At 28.7% G+C, this 20,979-nt stretch carries 21 protein-coding genes and 1 riboswitch; of the genes, 8 read left to right on the plus strand and 13 right to left on the minus strand.

Annotation, left to right across the window (positions count from 1 at the left end):
* Nucleotides 1-66 precede the first annotated feature (66 nt).
* The 8 genes from citX to CLSA_RS16755 form a co-directional block, all read right to left on the minus strand.
* Nucleotides 67-600 (minus strand): citrate lyase holo-[acyl-carrier protein] synthase, encoded by a 534-nt coding sequence (gene citX / locus CLSA_RS16720; RefSeq protein WP_022747660.1) that lies wholly within the window; start codon nt 598-600, stop codon nt 67-69.
* Nucleotides 601-620: 20 nt separating this feature from the next.
* Nucleotides 621-2,162 (minus strand): citrate lyase subunit alpha, encoded by a 1,542-nt coding sequence (gene citF / locus CLSA_RS16725; RefSeq protein ID WP_041716312.1) that lies wholly within the window; start codon nt 2,160-2,162, stop codon nt 621-623.
* Nucleotides 2,155-3,054: a citrate (pro-3S)-lyase subunit beta gene (gene citE / locus CLSA_RS16730; RefSeq protein WP_022747665.1), complete on the minus strand. Its 900-nt coding sequence runs from the start codon at nt 3,052-3,054 to the stop codon at nt 2,155-2,157. Before citE ends, citF begins: the two co-directional genes overlap by 8 nt.
* Nucleotides 3,054-3,350: a citrate lyase acyl carrier protein gene (gene citD / locus CLSA_RS16735; RefSeq protein ID WP_022747668.1), complete on the minus strand. Its 297-nt coding sequence runs from the start codon at nt 3,348-3,350 to the stop codon at nt 3,054-3,056. The genes citE and citD overlap by 1 nt, the downstream gene beginning before the upstream one ends.
* A gap of 48 nt (nt 3,351-3,398) precedes the next feature.
* Nucleotides 3,399-4,424 (minus strand): [citrate (pro-3S)-lyase] ligase, encoded by a 1,026-nt coding sequence (citC, locus tag CLSA_RS16740; RefSeq protein WP_022747672.1) that lies wholly within the window; start codon nt 4,422-4,424, stop codon nt 3,399-3,401.
* 511 nt (nt 4,425-4,935) lie between these two features.
* A complete protein-coding gene (locus CLSA_RS16745) occupies nt 4,936-5,610 on the minus strand; it encodes a GntR family transcriptional regulator (RefSeq protein WP_022747676.1) in 675 nt (224 codons plus the stop codon).
* A 113-nt stretch (nt 5,611-5,723) separates the two neighbouring features.
* Entirely contained in the window at nt 5,724-6,602 is an 879-nt protein-coding gene (gene citG / locus CLSA_RS16750) for a triphosphoribosyl-dephospho-CoA synthase CitG (protein WP_022747681.1), read from the minus strand.
* A 278-nt stretch (nt 6,603-6,880) separates the two neighbouring features.
* Nucleotides 6,881-8,281, minus strand: coding sequence for an amino acid permease (locus CLSA_RS16755; RefSeq protein WP_022747686.1), 1,401 nt, complete (start codon nt 8,279-8,281; stop codon nt 6,881-6,883).
* A 136-nt stretch (nt 8,282-8,417) separates the two neighbouring features.
* A riboswitch (glycine riboswitch) is annotated at nt 8,418-8,507 on the minus strand.
* A gap of 442 nt (nt 8,508-8,949) precedes the next feature.
* On the opposite strand from CLSA_RS16755, the gene CLSA_RS24390 reads away from it, so the two are divergent.
* Together CLSA_RS24390 and CLSA_RS24395 are read left to right on the plus strand one after the other, a co-directional pair.
* Nucleotides 8,950-9,483: a substrate-binding domain-containing protein gene (locus CLSA_RS24390; RefSeq protein WP_241392865.1), complete on the plus strand. Its 534-nt coding sequence runs from the start codon at nt 8,950-8,952 to the stop codon at nt 9,481-9,483.
* 20 nt (nt 9,484-9,503) lie between these two features.
* Nucleotides 9,504-10,022, plus strand: coding sequence for a substrate-binding domain-containing protein (locus tag CLSA_RS24395; protein WP_241392864.1), 519 nt, complete (start codon nt 9,504-9,506; stop codon nt 10,020-10,022).
* A gap of 786 nt (nt 10,023-10,808) precedes the next feature.
* Here CLSA_RS24395 and CLSA_RS16765 read toward each other — a convergent pair.
* The gene (locus CLSA_RS16765; protein WP_022747690.1) at nt 10,809-11,069 is read right to left on the minus strand and encodes a hypothetical protein; all 261 of its coding nucleotides are present in this window, start codon (nt 11,067-11,069) and stop codon (nt 10,809-10,811) included.
* A gap of 338 nt (nt 11,070-11,407) precedes the next feature.
* On the opposite strand from CLSA_RS16765, the gene CLSA_RS16770 reads away from it, so the two are divergent.
* Nucleotides 11,408-11,587 carry a hypothetical protein gene (locus tag CLSA_RS16770; RefSeq protein WP_022747697.1) on the plus strand — a complete coding sequence of 60 codons (180 nt, stop codon included), beginning with the start codon at nt 11,408-11,410 and terminating at the stop codon, nt 11,585-11,587.
* Between the two features lie 602 nt (nt 11,588-12,189).
* On the opposite strand, the gene CLSA_RS22215 is transcribed toward CLSA_RS16770, so the two are convergent.
* Complete coding sequence (locus CLSA_RS22215) at nt 12,190-13,305, minus strand: leucine-rich repeat protein (RefSeq protein WP_022747698.1); 1,116 nt, start codon at nt 13,303-13,305, stop codon at nt 12,190-12,192.
* Between the two features lie 233 nt (nt 13,306-13,538).
* Here CLSA_RS22215 and CLSA_RS16780 point away from each other — a divergent pair, with 233 nt between their 5' ends.
* Nucleotides 13,539-13,916 carry a carbonic anhydrase gene (locus CLSA_RS16780; RefSeq protein WP_022747700.1) on the plus strand — a complete coding sequence of 126 codons (378 nt, stop codon included), beginning with the start codon at nt 13,539-13,541 and terminating at the stop codon, nt 13,914-13,916.
* A gap of 421 nt (nt 13,917-14,337) precedes the next feature.
* Here the strand turns inward: CLSA_RS16780 and CLSA_RS16785 are convergent, their stop codons facing one another.
* Nucleotides 14,338-14,928, minus strand: a complete 591-nt coding sequence (locus tag CLSA_RS16785) for a cupin domain-containing protein (RefSeq protein ID WP_022747701.1) — start codon at nt 14,926-14,928, stop codon at nt 14,338-14,340.
* Nucleotides 14,929-15,174: 246 nt separating this feature from the next.
* The gene (locus CLSA_RS24400; protein WP_022747703.1) at nt 15,175-15,990 is read right to left on the minus strand and encodes a methyl-accepting chemotaxis protein; all 816 of its coding nucleotides are present in this window, start codon (nt 15,988-15,990) and stop codon (nt 15,175-15,177) included.
* A gap of 239 nt (nt 15,991-16,229) precedes the next feature.
* Here CLSA_RS24400 and CLSA_RS16795 point away from each other — a divergent pair, with 239 nt between their 5' ends.
* The 3 genes from CLSA_RS16795 to CLSA_RS16805 all read left to right on the plus strand — a co-directional run bounded on the left by CLSA_RS16795 (nt 16,230) and on the right by CLSA_RS16805 (nt 17,978).
* Nucleotides 16,230-16,742: a GNAT family N-acetyltransferase gene (locus CLSA_RS16795; protein WP_022747704.1), complete on the plus strand. Its 513-nt coding sequence runs from the start codon at nt 16,230-16,232 to the stop codon at nt 16,740-16,742.
* A gap of 562 nt (nt 16,743-17,304) precedes the next feature.
* Nucleotides 17,305-17,616, plus strand: a complete 312-nt coding sequence (locus CLSA_RS16800) for a hypothetical protein (protein WP_022747705.1) — start codon at nt 17,305-17,307, stop codon at nt 17,614-17,616.
* 44 nt (nt 17,617-17,660) lie between these two features.
* Complete coding sequence (locus CLSA_RS16805) at nt 17,661-17,978, plus strand: hypothetical protein (RefSeq protein ID WP_041716313.1); 318 nt, start codon at nt 17,661-17,663, stop codon at nt 17,976-17,978.
* A gap of 301 nt (nt 17,979-18,279) precedes the next feature.
* Here the strand turns inward: CLSA_RS16805 and CLSA_RS16810 are convergent, their stop codons facing one another.
* A complete protein-coding gene (locus tag CLSA_RS16810) occupies nt 18,280-19,662 on the minus strand; it encodes an MATE family efflux transporter (protein WP_022747706.1) in 1,383 nt (460 codons plus the stop codon).
* 141 nt (nt 19,663-19,803) lie between these two features.
* On the opposite strand from CLSA_RS16810, the gene CLSA_RS16815 reads away from it, so the two are divergent.
* Nucleotides 19,804-20,742: a transposase gene (locus CLSA_RS16815; RefSeq protein WP_022745633.1), complete on the plus strand. Its 939-nt coding sequence runs from the start codon at nt 19,804-19,806 to the stop codon at nt 20,740-20,742.
* The last annotated feature ends 237 nt before the right edge of the window (nt 20,743-20,979 follow it).

Below are 20,979 nucleotides of genomic sequence, written 5' to 3' on the forward strand. Positions count from 1 at the left end.
AAAATATTCAAGTTTGTAACTGTATACTTGTATACAATGAATGATATATTTTAATTTTTGTAAATATTAAAAGTTGCTTGTATATAATTGTTCATAATCAATTATTTCATATATCCTATTTAATATTTCAATAACTGAATGATTTCTGTTTCTTGCACATGCTTTAGCACTATTGTTACACAATAAGCACTTTCTTGCATGCAATCCTATTTCACTTCTGCTAACTTGTTCTCCATCTTTATTAAATACATCAAAATCAAACAATCTTCCTAATTTATGATTTTCTTCAATAGATGTAGTTATTCTTTTTACACGCCATTGATCTTCATCAACAACTAAGAATCCTTCATCACCATCAGCAGTAGTTTGAACCATTTTATAAACTAATTTTATATTTCGCTTTTCCAATTCTTCTTCTAACAATTCAATAGCACTCTCATGAATCTTAGTAAAAGTTGGATTGCTTTTTTCTACTCCTGGAATGTTTAATGTAAAAGAAATCAAAGTATTTTTATAAATATTAATCAATTCTCTTTGCATTTCTGCTCGTTTCTCTCTTGCATTAAGTATTTTTTCAAGTACTTGTTCTTCTTTATTCATTATCAATTCCCCTTTTTAATTTACTTTACTTGCTTGATAACATCTATAATTGTTCCATCTCTGTATTCTACTAATGCAACAATTTTATCAGCATATTCAATAGCCTTAGGCTTTCCTGTAATACTTTCTGCTTTTTCCTTTAATTCTTGTATAGTACATAAAGGTAATTTAGCCTTTGTGAATTTTTCTATTAAGTCTTTTCTTAATGGATTAACTGCGATTCCTCTATCAGTAACTACTACATCGATTGTTTCTCCTGGAGTTATTACTGTAGTAACTTTATCTACAATTGTTGAAATTCTTCCTCTGATTAATGGACATACTATCATTGCAAGTTTTGCTCCTGCTGCAGTATCACAATGTCCACCTGAAGCACCTCTAATCACTCCATCAGAACCAGTAATTACATTAACATTGAAATCTGTATCTACTTCTAAAGCACTTAAGATAACTATGTCTAATTTATTAACAACACATCCTCTATTATGTGGATTAGCATATAAAGATGCACTGATTTCATAGTGATCTGGGTTTTCGCCAATTGATTTTGCTGCTGTTAAATCAAAACCTTGAACATCGCAAATCTTAGAAATTAATCCTTCTTTTTGCATTTCTACAAATTGTCCTGTAATTCCACCTAATGCAAAGCTAGCCTTAATATCTTTTTCAATCATTGTATTCTTTAAAAATCTTGCTACTGCAAGTGATGCTCCACCAGTACCACTTTGAATAGAAAATCCTGGTTTAAAATATCCTGAAGATTCAATAGCTGCTGCTGCATTTTTAGCAATCAAAAGTTCTCTTGGGTTCTTTGTGTATCTTGTTGCTCCTGATACGATTCCGTTTGGATCTCCAATTGCATCTACTGTTACTACATAATCTACATTAGTTTGTTCTATACTTGCTGGTACATTTGGATATGGTACTAAATTATCTGTAATAAGTACTACCTTATCTGCATACTCTGCATCTTGCTTAGCATATCCTAAAGAACCGCAGAAAGATTTTCCGTTGTATCCATTAGCATTTCCGTATTCATCACAGCTAGGTGCTCCTAAAAATGCTACATCTATTTTTATTTCTCCTGATTCTATTGCTCTTGCTCTACCACCATGAGAACGAATTATAATTGGTGTATCTAAAATTCCATTTGATATAGCTTCAGCTAAAGGTCCTCTAACTCCACTAGTTGTAATTTTAGTAATTACTCCATTTTTAATATGTTCTACTACTGGTGCATGTACACCACTTAAAGAACTTGGAGCTAAAGTTAAGTTCTTGATTCCAAGTTTAGCTATAACATCTAATACCATATTTAAAATATAGTCACCTTCTCTTAGGTGGTGGTGGAATGATATTGTCATGCCATCTTTAAGTCCAGTTGCAATGACAGCCTTTTCAATACTATCTAATAATTTATTATCTCCTGGTTTTACTTGCGCTATTTGTCTTCCAAATTTACGATTATCTGGCTCATAGCTAAATGGTCCATTGTAAGGTCTTAGCTCACCAATTCCTTCTATATATTCTGGTACTTCTCTTCCAACTTTATTCTTAGACAATTTCGTCCCCTCCTTCATTTCTATATACTCCTGCAGCTTCTGCTAACATAAGCGCTCTTTGAGCTCTTTCTATTATTGGCTTATCTACCATCTTTCCATCTAGAGATACTACTCCTGAGCCTCTCTTTTTAGCTTCTTCAGCTGCTTTGATTACTCTTATTGATTTATTTATTTCTTTTTCTGATGGTGTGTATATTTCATGAACTGGTCCAATTTGTCTTGGATTGATTACTGATTTTCCATCAAAACCTAATTGTTTTATTAATTTTACTTCATTTGCAAATCCTTCTTCATTATTTACATCTGAGTAAACTGTATCAAAAGCATATATTCCTGCTGCTCTTGCTGCAAGTATTATTTGGCTTCTTCCAAATAAAAGTTCTATTCCTTCTGGTGAACGTGTTGTCTTCAAATCAGTTACATAATCTTCTGCTCCGATTGCTATACCCATAAGTCTTTTACTAGCTGTTGCTATTTCTCTTGCATTTAGTACTCCTAATGCACCTTCAACTGCTGCCATCATTTTTGTTTTTCCTACTGGTATGCCTGCTTCTTTTTCTATTCTTGCTATTTCATTTTCTACATCTATAATATCCTTAGCACTTTCTGTCTTTGGAAGTCTTATAACATCTGGCTGTGCTCTAACTATAGCTTCTAAATCTTCCATTCCACATGTATCTAGTCCATTTATTCTTACTACGGTTTCAACACCTTCATAATCTATAGTTTTTAATGCATTATATACTAAAAATCTAGCAGCATCTTTTTCATTTAATGATACTGAGTCTTCTAAGTCAAACATTATTGAATCTGCTCCATAAATGTGTCCATCTTTAATCATACCTGGGTTATTTCCTGGTATATACATCATGGTTCTTCTTAGCTTGTACATTAATTTTCGCCTCCCCAGTTAAAGTGTTTTTCTTCTGCTGCTCTTAAAACTGCTGTCTGTACTCTTGCTTTTATAACACAATCCAATGCACCTTTATCATTAGCACTAACAATAGCACTTTCTATTTTTAGCTCATTTAATGTATCCATTATAACTTTCTTAATTTGTTCACCAAATTGTTTTTCTACTGAGCTTTTTAATTTTATTGATATTTCTTTCTCTGGATTTGGTTCTATTACTATTGTAATATCACTTGATTCAAGAGTTCCTGCCATAGCAGTATTTCTTATTTCCATAACTCATCCTCCTAAACTAACTTTTAGTTATTTTAAAATTAATTAATTTTAAATCTTATTAATTATTGCCTTAGCTTCTGGTGATATTAAAAATTCATAAGTTGACTCAGGAATTAATTTTTTCACTTCTAAGAATTTATTTTCTTTTATTAATTTTCTAACTCTTGATGCACTTATTATCTCATTTCCAATACATATCCTTGGAACTTCAATAACCTCAACATTATAACTAGGCAATATTTCTTTCATAGTATCATTATAGGTTTTAGTAACTTCACATGAAGGTTCTTCCCCTACATATCTTCTATTAATTCCCAATGCTGGTACTATATAATTCAAAAAAATTTTTATATCTAATAATGTATGTATCTTAACTGCTTCATCTAATTTTTTTATAAAGTAAGATGGAAAAGTTGCACTTGAAATTATATACTCTTCCCCTGCATGTATTGCTACATTTTTCAAATCTTTCAAACCTTCTTCAACTAGTTGGTATCTTACCTTCGCTGTGAAAACTGATTTGTCTTCTGAAACCACAAAAACATGAACTATATCACTTTCTCTAGATGCTTTTTCTATCAAATATCTATGTCCTAATGTAAAAGGATTGCAATTTACAACTACAGATGAAATTACTTTTCCCTCAACTTTTCTTTCACGAATCCTATTTAAAAAATTCCATATTCCATTGGAATCGTTTTCTAGTAGTATAACCTTATTAGGAACTTCTTCAATTTTATAAAAACCAAAGTCTTCAAACATCTTATAATTACTTGGCTTTGTATAGACAAATAAATGATTATTTCCTCTTCTATACTGCTCATTAATTAACGTAGATACAATTTTATTTGAAATACCCATTCCTTTGTAATCTTCATCGACAGCTATACATTTTAAAATTCTACCATCAAATGAACCTGTAGCAATTATTTTATTATTATCATATAGTGCTACTGTATACTCTATATTATTGTCAAATCTCAATCCTTGTTTTATGAGAAAATTTTGCACCTCATTTATTTTTGTATAATCATTGCTTTCAATGATTATTTCTTCTAGGTTAAGATATTCCATACTATCACCTCCTTAATATTTAAAATGATATATTATATACTTTTTATTATTTTAAACAAAAATTTTTATTAATATATCAACTTCACTGTATACTTGTATACAATATTAAATTTAATACTTTGCTTGTTTAACAAATTGTATACCTGTATACAATCCGTTAAACAAGATTTGGTCTGTACTTGTTTTTTATAAGCCAAAGTATTTAATAAATAAATATTATTTCATATTTATTTATTCTGGTTAATAATTAAGTAGGAATTTTTATATTAATCTTTTCAAACTGTATACTTGTATACAATTAAATATAGAGATAGAATTTAAAAAAAATTTTTTTAATTAATATACTATATAGTTTGTTTAAGATTTGAAAACTTTTACTTTCCATGTATTCATTATATTATGCATCTTAAATTTTTGCAATCGTTTTTTTAAAAAAAATTGCAGAAATTTGAGAAATTTTTAACATAATGTATACAAGTATTAATTCAAGTATACCTGTATACATTTATACTTAAGATAAGTGAAACTCTTTTGATAAAAACTTCTCAGCATTTAATGTATGTCTTCTTCCTATCTGTTCAGCTAATACTTCATCTCTTTTTTCAAAAGCTTCTATGAGTGCTTTATGTTCTTCCATCGCTATACTTCTTCTTTTATTCATAACCAAAGTAAAATTTCTAAGCTTTGATAAATATTCATAAATCTGTTTCATTTGATCTATAAGCCTTTGATTGCCACTTGAATACAGTATACTATTATGAAACTCTCCATGAAATTCCCAATACTTTTTAATATCACCATTTTCAATACACGCTCTCATTTTTTCAAGCTTTTCTTTTAATTCTAATATTTGCTCATCAGTAATATTAGAACACGCTAACCTAAACGCTAACCCTTCAAGAACTTCTCTAATTTCATAAATCTCAAATATATCTCTTTTGGATATCCCTTTAACAATAGTTCCTTTTCTCGGAAGATTTTCTGCCAAACCCTCAATTTCTAGTTGTCTAAATGCTTCTCTAACAGGCGTTCTACTAACCCCCATTTTCTCAGCTATAGAAGTTTCAACTAACCTATCACCTGTTTGGAAGGTTCCATTCATAATTGCTTTTCTAAGCCTTTCAAGTACTATTTCCCTAATAGGTCTTAAATCAGTACTTTCTATCTTTTCAAATATTTGCTCCATATATTCACGTCCTTAAACTATATATATTTTTACTTATCTTATTTAATACTACAATTTTTATATTTTTATTGCTACAACTTTTGTTACAAACCACTATTTTTTTTATATAATGCTTATATTTGAACGTTTTTCATATATTCTTCTACAAGACTCAAAAACACTGTTACTCCTAATAAATCCGCACTTCCTCCAGGACTTATATTTCTTTCTACAAATTCTGTACATAAATTATCTATTTTTTCTCTTCCTTTAGTAGTTTTCATGCCTCCCATTGCTATTACTTCTCGTGCTGTTTCTTTTACTTCTTCTAATATTTTAACTGAGTGTCTATGAAGTATAGTAGAATCATCGCAAATTTGCATTATTCCAATAAGTGTATGAACCAGTCTGTCTTTAATATTTAATTCAAAATTTTCTTTATAAAAATCTAATGAAAATTGAAAAACTGTTGGAATACCTCTTTCTACTTCACCTCTTACACCATCAGTTTTATACTTAAAAAATAATTTTTCACCATGACTCTGTGCATCTGTATGGTTTAATTGTATAAGTTCTTTTTCTACTATTCCTGTAGTCATTTCTTTTATAATACTTTGTATGCATTCAAAACCCTTTTTCTCATAAATTGCCTTTCCTATGGCTGCACAGGTAATTCCCATTAGAAACAACATACCTTTATGAGTATTTATCCCCTTAGTTTTAACAAACATATCTTGCTCAGCTGTTATTCCTATTTTTCTTATAGCATCAAATATTTCTTTATAAGACTTATTAGAAAATCCCTCTTGAACAAAAAGTGTTAGATACTTACTTAATACTGACGTACTATCAATAAATGTAAAAAAGTCCATATCCTTATGAGCACCGCAAGATACTGGCGATACCAATCCAGGTGATGGATAGCAAGAAACTTCGTATATCATAGCTTGAACTGCTAAACTACTAATTTCCATTGCCATTTCATTAACTGTATATGCTTTTATGTTATCCATTTTGTTTCTCCATATATCATTATTTTCTGTAGTTTGTGTATTAATACAAAATAATTAGGCTGATTTACCAATGACATTTTATCATAATTCTAATTTAAATACTATATACCAATAACATATATTAACAGCTCTCTTCATCCTTAAAATTATGTTCCATGGAAAAGAACTACTAAACTCAACACTAATAAAGAACTACTTAACACTAATTTTGAAAAACTAGTGTTAATTAATAAAAAACCATAGAGAATCATTAATCCCTATGGTTTTCTTACTATGATTTATGCTAAATCTCTTTTAATATTTTCTGCTTGTGGGTCTTTGTTTTTTGATTTAATTACACTATAAACTACTGAAAGCATTATAAACCATACAGGTGTTACAAATAATGCTACACGAGTTTCATTGTTAAGTGCCAATGTAACTATAACAAAAGCAAAAAATGCTAGAATTATATAGTTAGCTATTGGATAAAGTGGCATTTTGAATTTGCTTTTAGCTGCAAGTTCAGAGTTAGCTTTACGATATTTTAAATGGCATATAACTATAATAGCCCAAATAAATATAAAGCAAAATGTTGATATACTTGTAATTAATACAAATACGCCTTCTGGCATAATATAATTCAAAATAACTGCAAGTAATATTACAGTTGCAGAGAATATTGTAGCATTACAAGGTACATGATGAGAAGTTAATTTATTCATTGATTCAGGTGCATTACCTTCTTTAGCAAGAGAAAAAACCATACGGCTTGTGCTAAAGATACCGCTGTTACAAGCTGATGCAGCTGATGTTAATACAACGAAATTTACAATACTTGCTGCTGCTGCTATTCCTACTGCTGAAAATACTTGTACAAATGGGCTTTTATCTGGACTAATTGAAGTCCATGGATATATGCTCATAATAACAGCAAGTGCTCCAATATAGAAAATAATAATTCTGATTGGAATATTATCAATAGCTTTTGGAATAACTTTTTCTGGATCTTCAGTTTCACCAGCTGTAAGTCCAACTAATTCTATTCCTGTGAAAGCAAATACAACCATTTGGAATGAAAGTATAAAACCACTTGCACCATTTGGGAACCATCCGCCATTCATCCAAAGATTTGAAAAACTAGATGTACCAGCATCTGTAGAAAATCCTTTTATAATCATAAATCCACCAATTACAATTAATCCTACAATTGCAACGACTTTAATTAACGCAAACCAGAATTCCATTTCACCAAAATGCTTTACTGCAGTAAGGTTCATGATTAGTAATATTACAAGAACTACAAGACTTGGAACCCATCGAGCTATATTAGGCAACCAATATTGAATATAAAGTCCAGCTGCTGTTACGTCAGCCATAGCAAGTGAAATCCAGCAAAACCAATAAGTCCAACCAGTAATAAATGCTGCTCTGTCTCCTAGATAATCTTGTACAAAGTCTACAAAAGAATGATAATTTAAATTAGAAAGTAATAATTCCCCAAGGGCACGCATAACAAAAAAAAGAATTATTCCTGTTATCATATAAGCAAATAAAATAGATGGTCCAGCTAAGTGAATTGATCTTCCCGAACCAAGGAATAACCCAGTACCAATTGCTCCACCGATTGCAAGCAATTGAACATGCCTATTTTTCAGCCCTCTCGATAAATTTTGATTTTGTGATGTTGATTTTTCCATTTTATCCCTCCATCTTAGTCAAAAGACATATACTAAAATGCCTTTTCCTATACGTATTATGTGATTGGAGATACAAATGGGAATAGATAAGATCTAATTGAAGTAATTAAAAATATATTACTTGTGTAAGATATGTTATCTGTCCCCTGTCCTTTTACCTGAGAGTTTCGCCTTTTCAGGCTTGCTCCTTCGGTGCTCTATTTCGAGTCTCTCCAAGGTTTCATCCAATAACGGTCATCTCTAATCTGGTACAATCAAGAAAATAATATAGTATGCAATCATACTGGTATATTATTTTCTTGATTGTACCTTAATTAGGTACCTGAAAGATTTACTTCTTCGGTGTGTAGCTATAGCCACAACTCTCCCGCTATCTTCATCTGAACTAATAGATTTTACGATTATATATTAATACATTTTTGATAAACTTGCAACAATTTTTTCTTCTTTTTATTAAAATGGAAAATTTCTTTTGGTATAATTGACAAAAGACAGTTATAACTAATACGCCTAAACAAATTTTCCAAATGCTTCTTGCTCTAGTTAAATATATTTTCAACCTTAAATATGTTATATATTTTTCTTGTTAAAGTACACAATAATTAATGAACCATATTATTAAGAATTATTAAGAAATATTAGTATGGTAATTATGTGGAGGATTAACAATGAAAAAGTTTAAGAAAATAATAAATATCATAATTTTAATTATAATAACCAGTACATTAACATGTTGTAATGTAAATGCCAAAACCATAAATGCTGTTTCAAATATTGCTATAACAAAACCAATTAAAGTCGGAGTATTATTAAATAATTATTATAATCCTTACAATTTACTTATTAAAAAGAATTTAGAGGACATTCAAAAGGAAAATGAAGGTAAGGTTCAATTTACTTTCTTTGATGGAAAGTCTAATAGTGCCATACAAAGTGAGACTGTAAATAATATGATTGTGAATAATTATGACCTTATAGTGTTAGGTGTTCTTGATGAAAAAGAACCTAAATTAACAGATGATTTTATTTACAAAGCAAGACAAAAAAATATTCCATTAATTTTCTTTAATTTAAATCCTGCTATTGCTAGTGTAATTAAAAGTTATCCAAAATCAATTGCTATAAATACTGATTCATCTCAATCAGCTACCTTACAAGGAAAAATGATTGTTGATGCATGGAATAATGATAAAAAAATATAGATAAAAATGGTGATAATATAATGGATTACATTATGATAAAAGGGCAACCTGGAAGTTTCGTAACGGAAACTAGAACAGAACGTTCTATTTCAACAATTAATGATGCTGGAATTAACACAAAGGAATTATCATCAGTTACTGCCAATTGGGATCCTAACTTAGCCAAAGATGTTATGGAGCAATTGCTCTTTAAATATGGTAATAACATTGAAGTTATAATTGCTAATAATGATGCCATGGCAATAGGTGCCGTTAATGCACTCCAAAAATATGGATATAATTTAGGCGACAAAGAAAGGACCATTCCAGTCTTTGGCATTGGCGGAGTACCTGAAGCTCAAGATCTTATAAAGAAAGGTTTTATGGCCGGTTCTGTTTTTCAAAATCCTCGTGAAGTTGCAGATGCCATTTACTTTATAGGAATGAATTTAGTTTCAGGTAAAGCTCCTCTCGAAGGTACAAATTATAAATTTGATGAAACAGGAGCAATAATCTATATACCATTTCAAGAATATACACCTCAACAGAAAAATTCATAATATTATAATTAATTTTTCCGCTTATATTTATATGTAAATTTATCTTTAATATTTTAATGTTCTTTAAAGATTCAATACATAAATATTAAGATATTATAAGTTCTAAAAGATTTTATTCATAAATTGTAAGTCTCAATAAAGGAAGCATTGAGCAATGTTTATTATTTATGAATTTTAATAATTAGAACTTATATATTATAACTAATTATAGTTGCAAATAGTATAATATAATAAATTAATATTATATTTAGGAACAATTACATAATATGTAGAATATATTAAAGTATACAAAAGATGAGAAGTGATTAATATGTCATGCAACATAAATAATAGATGTTGCAGAAGACGTAGATGTTGTAGATGCTGTTGTCGTTGGTTTTTCTGAAGATTCTGGTGTTGATAATTCAGGATAAATTATAGTCATTAGTTAATTTATCTATAGTCACTTTATTAATTCCAAATACTGTATTATTCATATTTTTATGAATAGTACAGTATTTTTTATCTTAAGGCACATGAAAGAAAAAAGGCACTGAAAAGCGCCTTTATAATAATGTTATAACACTAATAACATTACTTGACTTTATAAAGTTTTAAACGTAAAACAATTATTTTTATAGTTTTTAGTACTATTGTTTGACGTATATAATTATGATATGTTTATCTAATTTAATGCACATGGATATTTATATCTTTGATGTTGCATGGAAATGATTTAGCAATTTAAATAAATTTCGTGTTATAAAATAACTTTAAAATTTTATTTTGCTAAATTTCTTTATAACTTTAGTAAAGCGTAGGAACTGGATAACATGCAACCTGACTTATAGATTTCTCATCAAATCCATAAAATGACCATTTCTTGCCGTCCCATCTGTAACCAGAAACTTCTCCTTCCTCTATTCTTGTAGGATAAAACCAGAAGGGTTTTCCATGTTTAGGCCATACATACGTATATGATTGTAAGCAGTCAATAATATACGAAACTTTTGGTTTTTTGGGTTTAGTTTTTGGTGGCGGCGATTTAGGTGGTCCGTATTCTCTCATATGATTTTACTCCTTTTTAAAACTCTCTAAATCATAATATGCTTGGAAACATATATTGTTCATTTAATGGAGAGAAATTAGAATCAATAACAGTCTAACTTATGAAGAATAATAAGATAAATAGAAAAAGAAATTATGAGCATGGTGCAGCAATTTTTTATTTAAAATACTGCACGTTATGTAGGTTTGATGCATTATTTTCTATAATATGCTTTTTGAAAATTGAATAATGCCAAATTTACAATTTATGCTATAATACTATTAGTCAATTATTACGAGTTAGAAAATGGAAAATTTATAATTAAATTTAAGAGAAAATCAAAGTTAGGAGATACTATATGAAAAAAGAAAAGTCTGTTATACTAACAAATTTATGTGCTGCTTTAGTTGGGATTCTTAATACAATATCTAAATTCTCGAATTCAAGGTTTACTGTAGGATTTTTTTGTATGTTAATGGGTTCTATAATATTTACAATAATATCAATTTGTATGTGTATAAAATTTTATAAAAAATAAATAAAACTAAACATTTAGATTTATATTTACTAGGATAATTTTATTTAATCCATAACATTATTATGTCAATGAATCAATAAAAATAAATAATAAATTGTAAAGTCGCATTATTCAGGAGAGTGAATTTGAGATTTTTTTTTATGCGTAATACTACTATTTTTAGTATATAAGTTCTAATCAATAAAATTCATAAATAATAAATATTGCTATTTACTTCTTTTGCTGAGACCTAGAATTTATGAATAAAATTTTTTAGAACTTATACATATATAAAAATCAAAAATAAGAAACAGTCTTTTGATAAATGTTGTATAGGCAACTATAGATATCCAATTTAAGAATTACACTTATTTGTGGTTAATATATCCACTAGAAATCATATATATATTTGTAAAAGAAGCATTTGAAATTAAGCTGTTGAAGATTCTTAATGGGAGCTTGTTCCATTTACTGCTTGTCAAAATGAATATTTGAAACATGCAGAAATGAGCACAAGTTCCCATTTAGAATCTTCCAGCAAAAATTTCATAAGTCCGATGGAACATATATATATGATTTCGGTGAGTTACCACATAAATCTAAGTCTTGATTTGCATATATATTTATCCAACCCAAGCTCCGCTTGAATTTACATAGTATCCATCTATCCATGTATCTTGTGCCATCTTTCCATCTCCATAATAGAAGTAATACCAAGTGCCGTCTATTTTCTGCCAGCCTTTTCTCATCATTCCTTCATATCCTGGGTCACCTTTTCTATTAAAGTAATACCAAGAATCATTCATATATTGCCATCCTGTTTTCATAATACCAATACTTCCAGAATTACTTTCGTCCAAATAGTAATAAGCTCCATTAAGATTTATAAATCCAGTTGCCATTTGTCCATTACTGTAGAAATAATACCAGCTTCCATTGTTATATAGCCATCCTGTCTGCATAAATCCTTTTTCTTTATCGCCTTGTCCAGCTAAATTAAAATAATACCAGTGCTCCTGTGTACTTTTCCATCCTGTGACTAAGTTACCCATATTATCTCCAGTTGTTGGATCTAAATAATAAAATGAACCATTTCCTAAATTTATAAACCCAGTTGCCATTTGTCCACTACTATAGAAATAATATCTTCTTCCATTTAGGTCCATCCATCCAGTTTGTAAATTTCCATTTGAATTTAAATAGTACTTATCAGTGCCTATTGTATTCCATCCTGAATTAAAGTTTTTAGAATGTAATTTACCATTTATCCTTATATTGGCAAAACTATCAAGAGTACCGCCTTCTACTTCTACATTTTCTGGCATTTCTACATCAGTTAAGTTTGTACATCCAGCAAATGCATAACAATCAATTTTCTTAACTGTGCTTGGCAATTTAATTTTTGTCACTAGTGGTCGTTTATCATTTTCAGCTTTATACTCTCTACCTGAAACTACTTTTGCTACTCTATCTATAAATACTACTTTTTTCCCATCAAGTGTTTCTGGTACTTCCATATAACTGTCTATATCAAAAGTCCCATCAACCATTATTCCTCCACCTTCAAGATTGCAATACTCCCATGTCTTTCCACTACTATCTTTTGTATAATGAACCCAATTATCTTCTGAACTAATTTGAAACTCTGAATCATCAGCGTAAACAACTTGTGGTGCTGAACCCCCAATAACAGTAGATGCTATAATTACACCTGATATAATCTTATTTCTATTTAACATGTTCTATCCCCCTACTTGATTAATAATTATTTTTTCTACCCTATTAAATAAGAAATATAAGTTAATATTTTAAATGCTTTAATCACTTTCTCGCTGTATATTATACACCGCTTCTCTTACTTTTTGGTACTTATTCCAATAATATGAATAAATTTTCATTGTTATAACTTGATGAGTCACTAATTCTACATTACCTTCATATTTTATTATCAAAAGTCAATTGAAGGTGTGCAATGAATAAAAAATTCGGAACTGTTCTAAATTGTATTGATGGTAGAGTTCAAATTCCTGTGATAAATTGGATGAAAGAAAATTTTGCTTTAGATTATGTAGATTCAATTACAGAACCTGGAGTAGATAAGGTATTATCTCAAGGTGAATTTGCTGACATTGACAACTTAAGAGAGAAAGTTATGATTTCAATTAATGCTCATAATTCTAATGTTGTTGGTATAGTAGGTCATTTTAATTGTGCTGCAAATCCTGTTAGTGACTTAAGACATTTTTATGATATAGTAAAATCGACATACGTAATAAAATCATGGAATCTTCCAATTAAAGTAGTTGGCCTGTGGGTTGATGAATATTTTTATGTACATGTTATTATGTAATTATACAAGAATTCCTTAATGAGAATATCTATTATGTGAATCCCAACCGAAATAAAGCTCATCCATTTTTTTGGATTACTAGAAATTTTAGAAAATAAAAAAAAATAAATTATAGTTTTTAAACTATAATAAAAAAATAATACTGACAGGATTACCCTGCCAGTAAATTTTATGATACAAAATTTTTTAATCATTAATATTAGATGTATTATTTTTCACTACAACGCTTACATATTCAACATCAAATTTATTTCTTCTATATAACATTATATAGAAACCCTTTTATAATATTGCTTCATTACATAAAAACATGTCTTATTTTATTCAGTTATAATTTAACATGCATTTCTTTGTAGTATTGGAATAGATAAAAAAATTCATAATTTTATTAGATTTTAATTAATTCTAAATCTAAAGTTATTTATTCATTAGTAGGTTTAGTTTTATGAACTACACCATGAGGATGTTGAGGTGGTGCATAGATGGAGTATACTTTAAGTGGTTTATTTCCTGTGTTTATAACATTGTGCCAAGTCCCAGCTGGTATCATGATTGCAAAATCATCACTAGCTCTTGCTTGAAAATCTAGATTTTCTTTGTTTTTTCCCATCTTAACGAGTCCTTGTCCATCTTCAATTCGTATAAATTGATCAACGTTTGGATGAATTTCTAAACCTATATCGTCCCCAACATTAATGCTCATCAAAGTAACTTGGATATGTTCTCCTGTCCATAAAGCAGTACGGAAATTATTATTTTGCTTAGTGGCTTTATTAATATTAACTACATAAGGTTGTGGCCCATAGTCTTGCAATGGGATTTGATTATTGGCCATTTTCGATTGTGAATAATCAGATCTTGTATTACAATCCACTGCATCAAAAAGTACATTATAAGGAACATATTGAAAACGAAAACCTGGATAATTCGAATTATTATCATCATATGTGTTGTTTGAATCACAATTTGATGTTTTATTGAAGTAATCCACTGAATGCATTCTATTGTTCATATTGTTTCACCCTTTATATTATTTCAAAATTATAATATGTTTTAATTTTGGCAAATATGATATGAATTATAGATAATCTAAGCTCTCAATGTTGCAATACTATACAAGGTTTCCAAAATGAAAATAGATCTTATGTGAATCCCTACTGAAATTAGGTATTAAAAAAATCGCAAATTCATTCTTGAAATAATGCGATTTTTTAATATGTTATTTATTTTTAATACTAGAATCTACACAAATTAATGGCTAAATAATTTTGGATATCTCTTCTAAATTCATCGCTGAAGAAGTCAATTCTTGAATTGCTAATGCTATTTCTTTAGTTGCAATTGATTGTTGACCCCCAATACTTGAAGTTTCATTAATTACTTCTAACATAATTGATGATTTTTCATGAATTCTATTCAAAATTTCTTTAATCACCTTAACTGATTTTGCACTATCATCTGACATTTTACGAATCTCTTTTGCAACAATAGAAAAACCTTTTCCATGTTCACCTGCCCGTGCTGCTTCTATCGCCGCATTTAATCCCAATAAGTTAGTGTTTGAAGCTATTCCATTAATAAAACTCAAAATATTATCTGTTCCCTTTATTTCATTTACAACATCTTCAATTTTATCTTTTAAGTCTACTAGATTATCACTCAACAATACTGCCGAAGATGATACTTCTTCAGTTGTTGCTGTTATTTCCTCAGATGTTGCTGCAATGTTTTGAGAAGCTTTTTGTAGAGTCTCTTGCGCAGCTAAAGTTGTGCAAGTTGATATAGCACCAATTAATTTATTATTATCAAAAATAGGTATTGCAATTACTCTTATTGGCATTCCATAAACTTCATTTGGTAAATTTAAATGAACATCTTTACCTGTATCAAGACACTTAGCAACAGCGCCTGATTTTGCCACTTTAGAATTTACAGTAACATTTACGTCAAATTCTTTACCAGAAACATATTCTAAAACAGTTCCTTTCTCATCAGTTATAATTGCTGCACAATCTAGTGGATTTACTTTTTTAAATAATTCAAGGTGAGATTTTAAAGTAGTTAATACATCCATAACAAATTCTCCTTATACCAACATTCACTTACTATTATACTTAATTATATCATATTCTGTCGAAATCTCATCATTCAATTTTTAAAGAACATTTCTTACTTACTACGTCAAATATACAAATTATTTATTAATCATATAACCTATAATATAAAATTTTAAAAATATGAAAAATATTTTGCTTTCTCTATACTAGAGTGCTAAAATATAGAAAATTTAATTTATTATGAGAGGGATAAAAAATGATTAGAAACGCAAGTGAAAAAGATTTAAGAGATATTTTAGAAATTTATAATGATGCTATTTTAAATACAACTGCAATTTATGCTTATAAGATTCATACCCTTCCGGATAGAATAGAATGGTACAATCAAAAAATGAAAGATGGATATCCATTATTAGTATTTGAAGAAAATGATAAAGCTATTGGTTTTGCCACATTTGGACCATTTAGAGCTTATCCAGCTTTTAAATATACAATAGAGCATTCAGTATATGTTCATAAAGACTATAGAAATCACGGCATTGGAAAAAAACTAATGGAAGAATTAATAAAAATTGCTGATGAAAAAGGATATGCAACTCTTGTGGCTGGAATTGATGCTGCAAATGAAGGTAGTATAAAAATGCATGAAAAGATGGGCTTTAAATATTCAGGAACAATTTCAAAATCAGGATTTAAATTTGGCAAATGGTTAGATCTTGCCTTTTATCAATTGGATTTAAAAGGTCCTAAAAATCCAGTTGGAGAATAGATTACTTAATTTAAAATTATGTGGTAACTTACCGAAAGTAAGGGTATCTTTTGCTCGATTGCTATAGAATCTGGCTATGGATTTCTACCCGTAAAAGTTGTTTCACTTCTGCATGTTCCTGTGGTAAAACTGATGACAAGCAGAAATGAAACAACTTTTACTGAAGAAATACCTATAACCAGATTCTAAATGCAATGCTACGCAAAAGATACCCTTACTTTCTAGTTTTAAATATATCTCAAAGATTAAATCTAGTTTATATCTTGTTTATCTATAGGAGTGTATGATAAAGTACATTTTATGATTATACAAGGGTTCCACAACGAGAATAGAGGCTATGTGAATTCCAGTCGAAATTAGATACATATTTAAGATATAACTTTATTTTTAGTATAATATACATCTTAAATATGTGCATCTCAATATTGCAATCCATTAGAATTGTATAGTAATCTCTTTTCATTAAATCACCAACCTAAAATTTGAATATTTAATTCAAATTTTCACATAATAAAATTATTCATATTTGTTATTTATACTAAAATCTTAAGGTGGTTATGCTATGAAAAAATTTATACTTCTATTCTTAATTTCAATATTTTTATTATTTAATCTGACAATCTACACATTTGCTGCTAACATTTTTGAAGAAGGTGTTTATAAAGCAGCTGATTTTAATTTTTCGCCTGAAAACACATATAGTGTTCAAAATATATCTACGAAAGATAATGTTTATATACTTCTTTTTGATGAAAATCAACTTCAACTACAGTCTATACGATTAAGTCCTAAATCTGGAAAATATAATTTAGTGCCACTTAAACCCGACTACAGAATTGCGATAGTTGGTAATGGAGATGTATTTATTGATTAAAAAAATGACTTTTATATTACTAATTTGAAAGGTGGTTTTGCATTATGAAAAAAAAATTTGTAGCAACATTAACTTTAGTATGTTTACTCCTTAATTCTTTTGCATTAATTCCAACATTTGCAGCAACTACATTTAAAGAAGGTGTTTATCAACTGTCTAGCCTCAATATTACGCCAAAAAATCGGTATACTATTCAAAATATATCACCTGATAATAGTGTTTATATATCACTTTTTGATGAAGAACAACGTCAAATACAATCTATTCATTTACCACCCAAATCAGAAAACTACAGCTTGATTCCCCTTGAGCCTACTTATAGAATTGTAATTATTGGGAAAGGCGAAGTAATTATTGCTTAGAGGCACTTTATAGTGCCTTTTTGTTTATATAAATTGTTTATTAATCATATAACCTATAATTAAAATAAAGCAACATAAAGAATTTGTGGGACTAATAAAATCCTGCACTATACCACAAGTATCAAGTGGTAAATATTACATTTCAATTCCAGTAGATAGCAAAAACTTCACAACCACTTAATTGACAAATACAATCCACCTGCTGAAAGCAGGTGGTAGTTGTTGAGTTTTAATTATATTCTTAAATAAATTCTTATATTTGTCTGCTATTTTCACTTATACTATTAGCTTCAAAATTCTCCTAAACAGGTGCATTTTCATTTTCTCCTTCAATTAAGTTTAATTCATTCATATTTTTTATCTCATGATATATAAAAATTAAAGATATCGTTGCAGCAAGAAAATCAGCTAATGGAACAGATACAAAAATACCAGTGACTTTAAGAAATATTGGAATGATTAACATTAATGGTATTAAAAATAAAAATGGCTTCATTATTGATAAAAATAATGCAGGTTTAGGTTTGCCAATATACTGAAAAAAACTTGAAGCAATTACTTGAACACCTACTAAAGGACTCATAAATATCATTACTCTTAAAATAGGAACCGTCAATGCTATTAATTCATTATCAGATGTAAAAGCACCCGCTATTTTATTTGTAAAACCAATAATTATAACTAAAAATCCCAATGAAATTACAACTGATGCTAAAATTGCAAGCTTTAAGCTTTGTTTTACTCTATTGAATTTTTTAGCACCATAATTAAATCCTATAATAGGCTGAAGTGCTTGTCTAATTCCATACATAGTAATGGTAATAAACCCGAATACACGATTATATATACCAATTGCAGAAACATATAAGTCAGATCCTCCATAAATTTTTAATGAATTATTTAATACTATGGCTAGAATTCCATAAGCCAGTTGAGTCATAAACGTAGATAATCCTAAGGAAATCGCTTCCTTTAATAACTTTATATTAATTGTTAAATTTTTAACTTTTACCCCTAAAATTTTACTATTAAAACAGATGTATACTAGTAAAAATATGAAACATATTATTTGGGAAATGTCTGTAGCAATCGCAGCTCCTTTTATCCCATATTTAAGTCTTGTAACCAATATATAATCTAACGGAATATTAATTACAGGTCCTATTATCATGCTTATCATAGCAATATTAGCATGTCCTTCTGATTGTATTATGCTATTAGCAACAATACTAAAAACGTAAAAGACACTGCAATATAAAGTAATTCTAAAGAATGTTACAGCATAGGGTAGTATATTTTCCAAGGAACCAAAAACATATAATATAGGTGTTATGAAAACAAGTCCTATAACCATAATTAAAATTCCTAATAGAATAGAGGATGTTAATGCAGTTCCCACAGCCTTTTCTGCTCTTAGTTTATTTCCAGCTCCAAGACTTCTGGAAGTTATAGAAGCAATTCCAACTCCAATCATTTGAGAAAGCGCCAGTATTATTTGTTGAATAGGAAAGACTATAGTTAAAGCTGCAATTCCTAAGCTACCATTAGCCTGATTACCTATAAAAATTGCATCAATAATATTATATAATACATTAGCTAAAAATACAGTTATGGCAGGAAGAGAAAACTTAAAGAGTAATTTTTTGATATTACCTTCCAACATAAAATTTTCAAGTTCATTCATATTATTACCTCCAAAAAATTTATATTAAATTATATTAGGTTGTTGAATAAACAAAATTTGTAAAAAATAAATAAGTCATTCCTTTGTGATATAATAATTTCGCGAAAAACCTAAAAATATCACATAAGGAATGACTCAAATATGATTATATCATTAAATATTAAAAGCGAAAATGACCATTATAAAATTTTTGAAGCTGTCAAAATTGCATTTGCTAAATTAAATTCAAATATTCAAAGTACTAAAGGCCGACCACGCAAGTATTCAGATGAACAAATAGTTGCATGTATATTATATGGCGTTAAAAGTAGTATTTTCAGTTTAAGGGAACTTGAATACCGTATAAAGCAAGACTTTGTGTTTCGAACTATAATTCAACTTAATCAAGTACCAGATTATTCTACATTCTCATTAAGAACTAAAATTTTAGAGAAGCATATATATTATGGTATTTATGCTATGTTTGTTGAACTTATCAATCCTGAAACTAGACTGTGTGCAATAGATGGAACTGCTTTAAGAAGTTCAAAATACGATAGCGAAGCTAAATCCGGCAAGGGTACCCGCCTTGGATACTATAAAGGTTATAAATTACACTGTATTGCAGCGGTTAGTGATATTATAATTCCTTTGGTTTTTGATTTAACAACCGCCAATGTTTATGACAATCAAGTCTCAGATTTACTATATGAAGCTAAAATTTATAATCCATTTTTAATACTTGCAGATGCAGCATATGATTCAGCAGGATGGTTTGAAATTGCTTCTAGCTTAGAATTTAATTTGTTAACTGATATAAATATGCGTAAGGCTAAAAGTATTGAGTCATTTGCTGATAAACGATATGAAAATGCCTTGTTTCTTCAATCTCCTATCGGATTAAAATTATATAAAAACAGATTGAAAATAGAGCAATTATTCTCTGTATTAAAGGGATTATATAACTTAGAAAACCCAAGACTTTATGGGCAAGCCCGATACGAACGTCATATAAAATGGGTCTTATTAGCGTACTTAATAGATGAATTTAATAAAAAACAGCAAGGAATAAAAACTAGAAAATATCCTTGGAATCTATAATTTCTAAGAATACTTTCTTGAATAACTATTTGTAAAAATTAGTTATTCAACAACCTATATATATTTATAATAAATTGTTAATTATGAATTCATATAATAACGTATTGTGCTAGTTGATTCATCGTATTGAAAATAGTTGCTTTTTTATGATGGAACTTTCTACTTTGTAAAAATTCAAGTCATTCTTTCCAATAGTTCCAGAATTTAACTAGCAAAACAAAAAAATATATAAGGGGT

Source organism: Clostridium saccharobutylicum DSM 13864 (genome assembly GCF_000473995.1).
Taxonomy (GTDB): domain Bacteria; phylum Bacillota; class Clostridia; order Clostridiales; family Clostridiaceae; genus Clostridium; species Clostridium saccharobutylicum.